Annotated in this window: 9 protein-coding genes; 6 read left to right on the top strand and 3 right to left on the bottom strand. The window is 44.3% G+C overall.

Features of this window, described 5'->3' with window-relative positions; all coding sequences use genetic code 11:
- Window positions 1-207 precede the first annotated feature (207 nt).
- Window positions 208-1,674 carry a catalase KatA gene (gene katA, locus AC2Q9J_RS11980; RefSeq protein WP_472483985.1) on the bottom strand — a complete coding sequence of 489 codons (1,467 nt, stop codon included), beginning with the start codon at window positions 1,672-1,674 and terminating at the stop codon, window positions 208-210.
- A 181-nt stretch (window positions 1,675-1,855) separates the two neighbouring features.
- On the bottom strand, window positions 1,856-2,929 hold the full coding sequence (locus AC2Q9J_RS11975; RefSeq protein WP_499040182.1) for a C40 family peptidase: 1,074 nt from the start codon (window positions 2,927-2,929) through the stop codon (window positions 1,856-1,858).
- A 282-nt stretch (window positions 2,930-3,211) separates the two neighbouring features.
- Here AC2Q9J_RS11975 and AC2Q9J_RS11970 point away from each other — a divergent pair, with 282 nt between their 5' ends.
- From AC2Q9J_RS11970 to AC2Q9J_RS11950, 5 genes are all read left to right on the top strand, one after another.
- Window positions 3,212-3,607: a hotdog fold thioesterase gene (locus tag AC2Q9J_RS11970; RefSeq protein ID WP_499040180.1), complete on the top strand. Its 396-nt coding sequence runs from the start codon at window positions 3,212-3,214 to the stop codon at window positions 3,605-3,607.
- Window positions 3,608-4,067: 460 nt separating this feature from the next.
- Window positions 4,068-5,030: a hypothetical protein gene (locus tag AC2Q9J_RS11965; RefSeq protein WP_499040178.1), complete on the top strand. Its 963-nt coding sequence runs from the start codon at window positions 4,068-4,070 to the stop codon at window positions 5,028-5,030.
- 183 nt (window positions 5,031-5,213) lie between these two features.
- Complete coding sequence (locus AC2Q9J_RS11960; protein WP_499040176.1) at window positions 5,214-5,435, top strand: hypothetical protein; 222 nt, start codon at window positions 5,214-5,216, stop codon at window positions 5,433-5,435.
- Window positions 5,436-5,450: 15 nt separating this feature from the next.
- Window positions 5,451-6,725, top strand: a complete 1,275-nt coding sequence (locus AC2Q9J_RS11955; protein WP_499040174.1) for a DUF4139 domain-containing protein — start codon at window positions 5,451-5,453, stop codon at window positions 6,723-6,725.
- A gap of 193 nt (window positions 6,726-6,918) precedes the next feature.
- A complete protein-coding gene (locus AC2Q9J_RS11950) occupies window positions 6,919-7,533 on the top strand; it encodes a PH domain-containing protein (protein ID WP_499040172.1) in 615 nt (204 codons plus the stop codon).
- A gap of 209 nt (window positions 7,534-7,742) precedes the next feature.
- Here the strand turns inward: AC2Q9J_RS11950 and AC2Q9J_RS11945 are convergent, their stop codons facing one another.
- Window positions 7,743-8,999: an MFS transporter gene (locus AC2Q9J_RS11945; protein WP_499040170.1), complete on the bottom strand. Its 1,257-nt coding sequence runs from the start codon at window positions 8,997-8,999 to the stop codon at window positions 7,743-7,745.
- A 621-nt stretch (window positions 9,000-9,620) separates the two neighbouring features.
- Here AC2Q9J_RS11945 and AC2Q9J_RS11940 point away from each other — a divergent pair.
- Window positions 9,621-13,982 (top strand): S8 family serine peptidase, encoded by a 4,362-nt coding sequence (locus AC2Q9J_RS11940; protein WP_499040168.1) that lies wholly within the window; start codon window positions 9,621-9,623, stop codon window positions 13,980-13,982.
- The last annotated feature ends 103 nt before the right edge of the window (window positions 13,983-14,085 follow it).

Below are 14,085 nucleotides of genomic sequence, written 5' to 3'. Positions count from 1 at the left end.
TGCCTGCATCTTTTTTTGTAGTTTACACCCGACTTTGTTGTGAATACGCCCAACTTCGGGTGAAATGCGCCCAACTTTCATCGATTTACGCCCAACTCAAGGCCAAATACGCCCAACTCTATAAATCCACCGAAAAACAGCAAAAAAGCCGACCCACAAAATGGGCCGGCTGCTAATTGAGAATATTAACCATCAATTCTCAATAAATTATTTTGTTTCTGCAAGACCAGGAACAGGAAGGTTCAATCCTGCTGCTACGCGTGAACCGAATTCTGCATCCGCTTTGTACAAATGCTCGATCATGCGAAGTTTGATGTGGTCATAAGTTACAGCACTCAATCCGCCGACAAACGTGTTTACAAGGCGCTCTTGCTCTTCAGTGCTTTGCAGACGGTATAGGTCGCCTGGCTGCGTGTAGAAATCGTCTTTGAAATATGGCACTGAATCTGTCACACCGTTGACTTCAAGCGGTGCCGGTTTAGCAGCTGCTGTTTCAGTCGGTCCATCAAAGCTGTTTGGCTCGTAGTAAACTGAACCGCCGCCGTTTTTGCCAAAGTTCATCTGGCCGTCGCGCTGGTAGTTGTTTACTTGGTTTTTAGCTGCGTTGATTGGCAGCATTTGGTGGTTGGCGCCTACGCGGTAACGGTGAGCATCGTGGTAAGCGAACAAGCGGCCTTGCAGCATTTTGTCCGGTGATACGTCGATACCAGGAACAAGTGTGCCAGGTGAGAAGGTTGCCTGCTCCACTTCAGCGAAATAGTTCTCAGGGTTGCGGTCAAGCACCATGCGGCCAACTTCGATCAACGGGTAATCTTTGTGTGACCATGTTTTTGTTACATCAAATGGGTCGAAGCGATACGTGTTCGCATCTTCCAAAGGCATGATTTGCACATACATTTTCCAAGCAGGGAAGTCGCCTTCTTCAATAGCGTTGAACAAGTCTTCTGTGTGGAAGTCAGGGTTTTCGCCGGCAATTTTGTCAGCTACTTCCTGTGTGATGTTCTTGATGCCTTGTTCAGTCAGGAAGTGGTATTTCACCCAATGGGATACGCCTTCAGCGTTAGTCCATTTGAATGTGTGGCTTCCGAAACCGTGCATGTGGCGAAGTGTTGCGGGAATTCCGCGGTCGCCCATCAAGTAAGTCACTTGGTGCAAGGATTCAGGTGACAATGACCAGAAGTCCCACACTGCGTTAGGGTTTTTCAAATGCGTTTTTGGATCACGTTTTTGTGTATGGATAAAGTCAGGGAATTTGATCGCGTCTTGGATAAAGAAAATCGGCGTGTTGTTACCGACTAGATCGTAGTTTCCTTCTTCTGTGTAGAATTTCAAAGCGAAACCGCGTGGGTCGCGAACTGTATCTGCAGAACCGTTTTCACCTGCTACTGTTGAAAAGCGGGCAAACATATCTGTCTTTTTGCCGACTTCAGAAAGGAAAGCAGCTTTAGTGTATTTTGAAACGTCCTGAGTTACTTCGAAATAACCGTGTGCGCCAGCGCCTTTAGCGTGGACTACGCGTTCAGGTACACGTTCTCTATTGAAATGCGCCAATTTTTCAAGCAAATGCACATCTTGCAATAGGACAGGACCACGCGCTCCGGCAGTCTGTGAGTTTTGGTTGTCTCCGACTGGGGCACCCCAGCTGGTTGTTAAACCTGTTTTGTTTGTACTCATGAATCGAACACCTCATTCTCATTTTTTTAACTTTACTATTTAATAATAACATTTTTCAAATTAAAATCAATTCTAAATGATAATCATTATAATTAAAGAAAAGGTTTTATTCGCATAATCGACCATTAAAATAAAAAAAGCCTCTTCTCCGATTTTACGGAAGAGAGGCTGAAGTTTGAAATTAATCCATTGCATACAGACGTTTGTAGCCAGCGAAGTGCTTGCTCCAGTAGCTATTACTCAAACTTGTAATTTGAACTTTGTCTCCGCCTGCATGGATGAACTGGTTGTTGCCGATATAGATGCCCATGTGGGAAATTCCCGCGCGATACGTGTTTTCAAAGAACACTAAATCGCCGACTTTCGGTGAGCTGATGTCGTATGAACGCGCATCATAGCCAGTTGTGCTGGTGCGCGGGATTTTCACGCCCGCCTGGTTGTATACATAATAGATGAAACCGCTGCAGTCGAATCCGCTGGCAGTTGAACCGCCCCAAACATAAGGTGTTCCAACAAGTGATTTTGCTGTTTCCACAATTTTGCCGACTGTATCAGTTGCTGCCGGTGGTGCCGGGTTGGATACAGGCGTTGTTTGTGAAGGTGCCGCTGTGGAATTTTCAATTTTAAGAACTTGCCCAACACGGATCATGCTGGAAGTAAGACCGTTCCAGTTCATTAATTGTGTCACCGAAATACCGTTGCGGTAAGCGATTCCTGTTAATGTGTCACCGCTGACAACTTTATAAGTTCTCGCAGTTCCGGCAGATGGAGCTGGTGCCGGTGCTGCTGTGGCCGGCGGCGGAGTTGGAGCAGTGACTGCAGGGGCAGAAGCTGCTCCGCTGACAGTAAGTTTTTGTCCCGGGTAAATCAGGTGGCCGGAAATCTTGTTGAGCTCCTGAATTTTGCTGACGGTTGTTTTATGTAAGGAAGCAATTTTTGATAAAGTATCGCCTGATTTTACTGTATATGTATTAGCAGTGTTGCTGACTGGTTGAGCTGGTGCCGGTGCAGGAGTAGTTGTTGAACTGCCTTTTGCACTTGCCGCCACTTTAAGAACCTGATTTGGGAAGATGGCATCCGATGTCAGCTTGTTCCATGATTTTAAATCAGCTACTGAAACGTTATGCTGGCTGGCGATCTTCCAAAGGCTGTCGCCTGATTTGATGGTGTAAGTTGAACTTGCTTCTGCATCTGCAACTCCGATTAAAAGGGCCAAGGAGCCGGATGCAATTACTGAAAAGGCAATCTTATTCATAGTTTCTCTCCCTTTATATGGTAATTTTTTATAGTTAAACAGTAAAGTGTGCTTAGTAATTTTAGTACTCTCTATTCTATCTGCAACGAATAGAATAGGCAATACGATTTACTGTTACAATTAGATTACAAAAATGAAAACAAGGTTTAAAAGGAAGTGTGAAGGGTTATATAAAATTTTTTCTTTCCAACAGGCTGTGCAAAAGTAAAGGGATTGCCAAAAGTTGTAATATTTGCCATGATTACATCAGAAGCATGCGAAGTTCAAAAAGGGGGATTAACTATGCAGATTAAACCTGTAGAAGAAACGATTGCAGGAGTATTGGGGATTGAAATGGGAGAAATAACGGAAGATAAAGTGACGGCGACAATGCCGGTCAATTCTTCAACACATCAGCCTTTTGGCCAGCTTCATGGCGGAGCTTCTGTCGTGCTTGCCGAAACAGTTGCGAGTGTCGGTACCTGGAACCTCATTGATCAGGAAAATGAAATTGCGGTAGGGCTTGAGATTAATGCCAATCACATTAGAGGAAAGCGCGACGGTATAGTTACAGCAATTGGGACTCCTTTACATAGAGGGCGCACCACGATGGTATGGGATATCAAGATAGTGGATGAAGAAGAGCGGCTGATTTGTGTATCCAGGTGTACTGTTGCTATTGTGCAGAAGAAGAAATAGTTTGTTACTTTTCTACTATATAGAAGAAAGACGAACCCGCTGGAATTTTTCAGCGGGTTTTTTCTCTAAAAAATACACTCGAAAAATTATAAATTTCGTTTTATTAGAAAGACGACCTGTCAATTTAGTATTAAAAACAACATATTTCTGTTTTAGTCCTTTTCTTTGGGGAATAAGAGAGTTAACATAAGAGAGAAGGATTTGGATAGCAGCAATTATGATGAAAAACTATATCAGGCTATTGATTTGAAAATGCGGCAGAAGCAATTATGCATTAAATCAATCGCCTCTACAATACTAGCTGAATAGACGCTTCAAGTGCCGAGAACCAGAAGATATGATCAAGAGACTCTACTTCCCGCATTTCGGTTTATGCCGGCATGCGGGTTTTATTTGTATAATCAGTCAGCCGCCGGAGAACGAGGAAAATGGAATATCATTTGAAAAGAGAGTGGACGCAATGTTTGATGATTTAAACGAATTAATGGAAGCGAGAGCGATTAAAGACAAGCGTTCGGTCTCGTGGAATACAATATGCGAAACAGAAAATCTATCAGAGAAGTTTATCCGGACCAATGAGACCCAGGTTAACTGGTATCTGGTGTCCGGACACCAGCGCTTGTCTGAAGAATTTATCCGTGAATTCAGCGGCCGCTTGTATTGGGACGAAGTAATCCGCACCCAGAAAGTGTCTGAAGCGTTTATCGAGGAATTTGCGAATGCGGAAAAATGGAAATCCGAGATGGAGAAGCTGAGCAAACGGCAGGCCAAGACTTGGGAAAATGAAGCGAGTCCATTCAATTCTAAACAGTACTGGGAAATTGTTTCCCGCAAAAAAGAATTGTTGAATTCAAAAGGACTTTCGCCAGCTTTCATCGAACGGCACAGTGAAAAATTGTCCTGGCCTTCTTTATCAGTTTGCCAAAAATTGCCGATGTCGTTGATCGACCGTCATCCGGAGCGGGTGGACTGGATTGCTGTTACTCGCCACCAGGTGCTGTCGGAATTATTCATTGAAAAATACCGTACTAAAGTGGAATGGGAAACAATTACGTTCCACCAGCAATTATCCGAACGCTTCATCAACAGGCATCATGCAAAAATGAGTTTTATTTCTGCGGAAGAAAAAAGATCTGAAGCTTTTATCTATACGCATTTGGATAAAATGGATGCAGCGTCTGTAATTGAGCATCAGGATTTTCGGACGATCAAAAGTTACGGACCGTTGGAAATATATGTGATAGCCAAAAACGGCCGTAAGAAATACATTTTGAAATTTAAAGGCCACGATAAAGATGAATTATTGGATTACTGCAAAGTCGATGAAGAAGAGCTGCTGGAAATATTGCAGGAATACCAGCTTGAAGAAGTTATTGAAAAAGATTTTCCGGAACTGCTGGTCGGTGAAGGAACCTATTATTAGCAATAACTGATTCATAGCCGATGGAGGAACAGCAAACCTGTTTCCTTTGTCGGTTTTTTCTTTTTTTTTATATTATATTTAGAAAAATCAGATAACTATGGCAATAAAATTTGAAAGTGATAAAATTCTCTTATAGGGATATTTAATAAGGGTACAGAGCAGCTGGATTTTCAGGAGGGTCATATGGACAATCAAGTTACATTAATCGACTACACAGAAAAAGGCAATTCCATTTATGTGAATCTGGAAGTATTTGACGTCGAGCAGGGGAAAACGTATCGGGAAGAAGTTCGATTTCTGGATGATTTGTTATACGGTGATCTTGTTCATGATAAAAGATCTCCGCTGTCGGAGTCTTGCCGGATCAAAACCATAAAATATTTAAGAACTTATTTTGATCGTTGAAAAGGGAGGCGGAAGATGAAGTTCCAGTCAGGGAAAGCCAGCAGAAAATCAGTTGAGCTGACAATTTATAATGACTTTGCGGCCGTAAGGGAAGTAAGAAGTCTGCATGCGGAATCTGAAATCGATTACTTGATCATCAAGGATCTTCCAGCTGGAATTGAAGCAGACTCATTTTTCGTTAAAGGGGCTGCGGTTCTTGAACAGGATTACCAGGATGGAATAATGGATAAAAACCTGTTGCTGAAAAAATATGTCGGCGGGCTGGTGACAATCAGGAATGCAGAAGCGGGCAGTGAAATAAAAATCCGTTTACTGAAGGCGGAACCGGATTTTATTGGAGAAATTGAAGAGACCGGTGAAATTCTCGTGAATCCTGCAGGAGACCTTATTCTGCCGCCGGAAGTTGGGAAAATGCCGTCAGAATCTGCGATTACCTGCCGCATCGAACCTTTGCAAGGGGATGCAGAAATCGAATTGTACTATCTGGTTTCAGGGCTAAGCTGGGAAGCGAATTATATTGCGGAGCTTGTGGAGGAAGATCTTATTTTGAATGGCTGGATAAAAATCAGGAACTACGCGGGAGGGGATTTCGATAATTGCCGTATTAAAGCGGTAGCCGGCATTTTTAAAAGAGCTGCAGACGAACTGCCATTCCAGGAATTCGGCCGGTACAGCTCAAATTCCATTTCTGATGGGATGAGGCCTTCCAACTTTTCAGAAGGAGAAGTTTACAGGGTTGATGGATTTTTTTCGCTTGAAGAAAATGTGTTAAAACAGATTCAATTTCTCCATGATCAGCATGCCGGTTTTCAAAAAATCTACAGAATTGAAAATCGGAATAAGAATGCATCTGTACAGCTGCAGTTTATAAGTGCCACTGAAGGGGGAGTGAACTTGCCGCTTCCGGCAGGAACCATTAAATTTTTCGGGCGTGACAATGAGGAAGAGCTGAAATTTATTGGCGAAGATAGAATCAGCCATACGGCAGCTAAAAAGAAAATTTCAGTAATGCTTGGCGAAACTTTCGATTTGACCAATGAATCTTTCGAAAAAAGCCGCAATGTGACCGGTAGATCGGAATACGTTACTTTTGTTTACAAAATTAAAAACAGCAAAACTAAAAACGCTGCTGTACTTGTCGACCATGTGATCAGTGATGCTATTTGGGAAATGGAGTCTTCGACTCATGATTACGAAGTGAAAGATTCCCATACTTTAGAGTTTCATGTGCGGATTGGCGCAGGGAAAACAGTGGAGCTTGAATTCACATATAAGTCGACAAGAAGGTGAGGATAGGGTAAAGATGCTCCAATGCAATAAAGTGCAGTAATTCGAAAAGCTGTTCCGGTAATCCTTAATCGGATTTACGGAACAGCTTTTTGGGGAAATTTATAATTTCATTGGCAGGCAGATTCTAGTCAAATGAGAAGTGTTTGGTAAAATGAAGATGTAATTTGTTTTCAGAAGAAAAGGGGGAAGCAGCTTGTTCAAAAAAATGGCTTCAGACGCACTGGGCTTAACCGACGTCGGAAAAATAATTGACCCGAAAGACTTTGATAAAACGGATTCCGATGATTATGTCATGCACGAAGATCAGGAAAAAATCTATTTCCTGATTAAAACAAGAGCGGATGAATATTGTTTTACGAATCTTGCTTTAATCCATGTAGACGGGGAAAGTGCGGTATCTTCAAAACGAACTTTGAAACGCTATCCTTATTCAAGGCACCCGATTGCCGATGTTTTTTTGGAAACAGCCGGTAAGATCGATATTGATGTAGAAATCGCTTTTAAACTGGGAGCTGAACAGTTTAAAATTGATGTTCAGAAAAACCAGATCGAACAATTGAAAGACTTGTATAAATCTTTATTGCGCATCGCGGAATTGACTTATGAAAACGGCATCGTAATTGATATGGCAAATCAAAGCCTCGATAAAGCAGCAGGGATTCTCCAAAGTTCACGCCCTTCGAATGTAGCGCTGGACGAGCAATATTCCAAGCTGACAGACTTTGGTTTTACCTGGCTGACATCAGTGAGAAATCAGTATCACGTGAAAGATTTCAGCGACGTATTTGAAAAGTATATTAACAATTAAGCAGAAAGCACCGGACCCGTAATGGGGCCGATGCTTTTCTATTGTCCAGACTCCAACGGCCAACTCCTCGAGTCGTAAGCCACTTTGTGTCTAGTCTCCAGTGCCTAGCTCTTCGGGATATAAGTCAAACCAGCTGCGTGGCAAAGAACGCCACTACGCTGATTCGTCTTATATCTGTCAGAGCTGAACAGGCACTTCCGCTTTTCTATTTATTCTTCACTCAACTTTCTTCTGCCGAAAATGAAGTAATAATAAGTGGATGAAACGATATACAAGCCGGCTGTAATCGAGAATGCATAAGCATAGCCCCAATACGACCCGAAAGCGATGACCAGCCCGGCCGCAACCGGACCCATTGTGGCCCAGCCGACATTAAAGACCATCTGGTTCACGGAATTCGCAAGCCCTTTGTATTTATCATGGACGACTTCCATCGCAATAGCGCTTTGGATGGGATTGCCTGCATTCATCAATGCTTGCCGCAGCAAAAAGCCTAGCGAAGCAAGGAACAAGGAAGTTGTATAGGCGGTAAGAATCAGAAATGGAATCGACAGGACCTGAAAGATGATCAATGCTTTTACTTTGCCTACCCGCCGGACGAGCATCGGACCAATCAGCATGGCGACAGCGGTCATAGCGGAACCGAGTGAAAGCACCAGGCCGATATAGGCGTTGGAAGCGTCAAAACGGTTGGCAAAGTATAGATTTAAATAAGGTACTACTAAACCGGAACCAAGGCCGATGAGCAGGCTGGCGAATGAGAAATGGAAAATAACGATTAGATTTCGCTTTAATCCGGGATCATCCGGCTCGATATCAATTCGTGTTTCCACTTTTTCGGAAGGTTGCGGTACTTTATTGTTCAATTTGAATAAAGGCAAGAGCCCTGCTGTGAAAAGGGTGGCGCCGAAAAGCAGCGACCAGCGGATGGCATCGACGGCGGGCATCGACAGATAAACTTGGAAAACGTCGGAGACGACCCCTCCAAGCAGACTGCCGACCACATTTGCGGCCGTCATCAAAGCGAAATAGATGCTGAACATGTGTACCCGCTCAGAAGATCGCGAGTTCTCGGCGAGAAGCGGTACACCGGATACTTGGACGAATGCCATGAAAAGACCGGTGAAAAAAGCGGCAGTGACAAGAGGGGATTCCAGAACCGCAAAGCTTCGATAGTATAAAGTGAGGGCGCCGAACAAAGCACCTGCAATGATGATCCACTTGCGTCCAACTTTATCGCTCAGAAAACCTGCAGGAATCAGCATGATGGCCGAAGCCAGCGCTGTCATTGAAATCACTTTGCCATTGACGGTTTCAGGCATTCCAAGTTCTTTTATATACAGGTTATACATAACCATGAAAACGCCCATCCCGATCTGGATCAGGACATTGGCGAGCATAAACAGTTTAACGTTGCGATTAAAGGAAAGGATTTTAGTCTTCCAATCCATAAACCAGGATTTCATATTAATCCACTCTTTTCCGTGGGATGTTATTTCGCCTCTCTAAATGTACAAGTTTCGAAAGAGTAAATCAATTGATATTTATCGATTGGACTCCTATGGTTCGTAAGCCTTGAGATGAAATATAAGACTCCTTATCATTTATACCTATTGGTAAAATAAGGGGGTTTTTTCTAACTGGCAATAAATGAATAAATTGAACTTGTATACAGAAGTTTAATAATAATAATCTGATTTTATTGTTATCTTATTTAATTTCGTTTCTACTCTTATGGGCATAAAGAATCTTTTTTGTGTTTATTGTAATATTATTTAATAATTTAACAGTATTTTGAATTAAATTTAATCGCCTGGTAAACCTTGTAATAAAGCAGGTTAATTGGTTTATTTATAGAATTTTTATGGGTAAAAATACCCTTTAAAGTTAACTAGTACATACTGTTTAATTCAAAATCTTCAAATAATTTACTGTATTTTTTGTTGTATAGTTACAGCAACAACTCAGAGAAATGAAAAAACACCAAGACGCTGGTATCTGAAAATTTCAGACGGGGGGAGTGGTGTTTTTTTCTGTGCTTTTGGTAGAGGGCAAACGAAATGATTCAAATCAAAGGGAGGAAAAACATGAACAAGAAGAAGAGTTCCACGAAAGCATTTAGTATCGCTGCTTCGCTTTTAATGACGTTTTCTTTGGTTGCTCCTGGTTTAGCCAGTGCTGAAACGGCCAATAAGCTGCACCAATCGGCGAAGAATTCTTCGGTGGCCGCAGAAAAGAAAGTCAGTGATCGTTTACTTACCAGTTTTAAAGGTGAAGAAAAAGTAACATTCCTTGTTAAGTTCAAAGAAAAAGCTGATACCGAAAAAGTAGCGGCTTCAGCTAAGGAAAGTGCAGAAAAAGCAAGTTTATCATCTCAAAAATCCTTGCTTGCCCAGCGCTCTGCAGTCGTTTCTGAGTTGAAAGCCACTTCGATGGAGGAACAGCAAAACGTCATGCAATTTCTTGAACAGGAAGCTGAAAATGGAAATGTGGATGAATACGATTCCTATTTTATCGTCAACGGAATGGCGGTTACAGCAACCAAGGAAGTAGCGGAGAAAATTGCTTCATTCGAAGAAGTGGAGAAGGTCTTGGCGAACGAAACCCGCCAGCTTTTCACTACAAAAACTAAAGACGCAGTGACTCCGGAATCGGAAGTTGCGAATATCGAATGGAATGTGGAACGCGTCAATGCGCCTGAAACCTGGGATATGGGAATCGATGGTGCGGGTACAGTCGTTGCAAGTATCGATACCGGGGTCCAATGGGATCATCCGGCATTAAAAGAAAAGTATCGCGGTTATGATGCGGCAACCGGTGAAGCGGATCACGATTATAACTGGTTCGATGCGACTGCGGGACAAGACACGCCTTATGATGACCAAGGACACGGGACGCATGTCACCGGCACAATGGTCGGCGGCGAACCGGATGGCTCCAATCAGGTTGGGGTTGCGCCTGGAGCTAAATGGATTGGCGTCAAAGCATTCACTGCATCCGGTGGTTCCGATGTGGATCTTTTGGAAGCGGCTGAATGGATTTTGGCTCCAACTGATGCGGAAGGCAATACGCGTGTCGACCTGGCGCCGGACGTTGTCAATAATTCATGGGGCGGCGGGCCTGGACTTGACGAATGGTATCGTGATGTTGTCATCAACTGGCGCGCTGCGGAAATCTTCCCGGAATTTTCTGCGGGGAACACGACGTTGACTAATCCGGGCGGACCGGGATCTGTAGCATCTCCGGCGAACTATCCGGAATCATTTGCGACAGGTGCTACTGATATCAATGATGTGGTTGGAAGTTTCTCTTTAAGAGGCCCATCACCATATGACGAAATCAAACCGGATATTTCAGCGCCGGGTGTCAATATTCGTTCTTCTGTACCGGGAAGCGGATATGAAGGCGGCTGGAACGGAACCTCTATGGCGGGACCGGCAGTTGCTGCGACAGCGGCTTTGCTGAGACAAGTCAATGCAGATTTGACGGTTGATGAAATGGAACAGATTTTACTCGATACAGCTACTCCGCTGACGGATGAAACGTATCCGGAAACGCCGAATCATGGCTACGGCTACGGTCTGGTGGATGCGTATGCAGCGGTATCTTCCATTCTTGATGGAATCGGCAAACTTGAAGGGCAAGTGACGAAACAAGGAGAAGACGATGAAGCTCCGGTTTTCGAACATACAGCTCCTGCTGAAACTTATACCGGAATGGATCTGGAATTGGCGGTTTCAGTAACAGACAATATCAGCGTTTCTTCCGTGGTATTAAATTATCAGGATGAAAATGGTGACTGGCAGTCAATTGATGCTGCACGCAAATCCGGAAATTTCAAATCAGGGGAATTTGCAGCAGCGGTTTCAGGTGATTTGATTGCAGGCGAATCGTTTGTTTACAAATGGACGATCAATGACTTTGGAAACAATGAAGTAGAATCTGAAGAGTATACAGTAGCAGTGAAGCCGGCCATTACAGTCGGGTACTTCGAAGATTTTGAAAGTGCAGCGGCAGGCTGGACTTCGTTCGGTGATAATAACAGCTGGGAATTGGGAGCCCCAACATCAGGACCGGGCAATGCGGCTTCTGGTGAAAATGTTTACGCTACAAATTTAGACGGCACGTATGATACAAGCATGAACGCAACATTAGTGATGCCTCCAGTTGACCTTCCTGAAGGGAATTCGTATCTGCAATTCAAGCATTGGTACAGCTTTGAAGAATCATCTTCAGGCAGAGCTTGGGATTACGGCCATGTCTTCATTTCGACAGACGGGCAGAATTGGGAGCAAGCGCAAATGTTCCAGGGCGACTCGGGAGAATGGGTTTCTGCGGAAGTAGATCTGACTGCTTACAGCGGACAGCGCGTCTACCTTGGATTCAATGTTTACTCTGACGGCAGTGTAGTCAGAGATGGCTGGTATATTGATGACGTTGCATTAGCCGATATTTCACAAACCGGCAAAGCTTCAGTCAATAAAAACAAAGGCAAAGGAAAAAATAAAAACAAAAACAACAGCAAGAAATCGAATGGAATCGGACTGGGTCTAGTGAAAGGCAAAGATGCCGAATCATTGAAGAACCCGATCGATCCAGCGAAGATCCATCCGACAGTTCCAGTGAAAGAAGAATTGCCGGCAGTTGAAACTCCGGTGAATCCGACATTATTACCGCTTGGAGCAAAAGTGAATGTGCTTGAATCCGGACGTTCTGTTTATTCGGATCCGGCAGACGGCAGTTACTCACTGTCACATTCTCCAGGAGACTTTACAGTCACAGCGGAAGCATACGGGTTCCAGTCTGATGAGCAGGCTGTGACAATCGAAGCTGACGCAACGGCACAAGCGAATTTCACTTTGGAAGAAGTGGCGCAGAACACGGTAAGCGGAACTGTTACTGATGAAGCGACAGGAGAAGGAATCGAAGGCGCAACTGTCCTATTGGTTGAAGACGCCAATATCTCTCCGGTTCAAACAGCTGCAGACGGCAGTTATGAACTTACCGCTTATGAAGGCGAATATACAGTTAAAGTAGTGGCAAGCGGTTATCACGGTGCTGAAGCTGCTGTAGAAATCGGTGAAGATGCGGCGGAATTGAATTTCGCACTTGAGCCGTTCTACACATATCCAGGCGGGGAAATCGGCTATGACGATGGCACAGCAGAAAATGCCCGTGCTTACAATGCTGCAGGAAACGCTTGGGCAGTGAAAATGTCACTTCCAGATGGCAATGAATCCGGTATCGTTACAGACGGCGTATTCCGTTTTTGGGATACAGAATGGCCGGTTCCGGGCGGTACGGAATTCGCAGTGGAAGTATGGGATGCCAACGGCTCTGACGGAACTCCGGGCGAAATGCTCGCAGGACCGATTGAAGGGGAAGCTCTTCGCAACGGCGAATGGACAGTAGTAGACCTATCTGAACACAATATTACAGTCCAAGGCGATTTCTATATGGTTTACAGACAAACGGCTGCAAACCCGAATACGCCTGGCCTTGCAACAGATGAAGACGGCGTCAATGCTGAAAGAAGCTATCAGCATGTCAGCGGTGCATGGGCTCCGACACCGGCAGCGGAGGGGAATTACATGATCCGTGCACGTGTCAGCTATGAAGTGCAAGCACCAACAATTACTTCACCGGCAGACGGTCTTGTAACAAACGAACAGGCTGCTGTGGTAGAAGGGACAGCTTCACCAACCACGACTCTCGAATTGCAGAATAACGGCGAAGAAGTTGCTGCTGTGGAAGTCGAAGCGGACGGCACCTTCTCAATTCCGGTCGACCTTGAAGAAGGCGACAATGAATTGGTTGCTGCATCCATTTTGGATGGCCGCGAAACAGGGGCATCTGAAGCTGTAACCGTTACATTGGATACAGAAGCACCGGCACTCACAATCAGCAACCCGGCTGACGGAGACAGAACAAATCGCGAAACTGTAACAGTTCAAGGAACTGTTGAAGACGCGAATCTTGAATCCGTGACAGTGAACGGGCAGCAAGCAGCTGTTACAGACGGCAGCTATTCAAAACGTATTTTGCTCGACGAAGGCGCTAACGAGATTACAGTCGTTGCACGCGATGGCGCGGGTAACGAAGTTTCCGAAACCGTCACGCTGACAGCGAAATTCACAGCTCCGAACATCGAAAACCTGACGCCTGCTGAAGATGTCAATTTGACAACGGGCAGAAGCGTTAAGATTGAATTTGATGCGGAACCTGGCTTGAAAGCGTCATTTATGGTTCATATGCCGCTGACAAACTTGCCGATGAACGCAACAGAATTGCCGATGAGTGAACAGGAAGATGGCCATTATGTGGGCTACTGGACTGTTCCGTATGGTATGGTTGCAAACGGTGCGGTTCTCGAAGTGAAAGTGAAAGACAGCTTCGGCAATGAAATGCGTAAAGCTGCGGATGGAAAACTTTATATTAATGTAGAGTAAGGAATATGGGATGCCAGGGGAGATTACATCTTCCCTGGTATTTCTTTGATTGAATAAGATTTTAAAGCGGAAATGTAATATTGTGTTTAAATTCTGAATTTTT

It is taken from the genome of Planococcus sp. RAB007_Raresut, from assembly GCF_057369535.1.
This window is presented reverse-complemented; position numbering and strand designations above follow the sequence as displayed.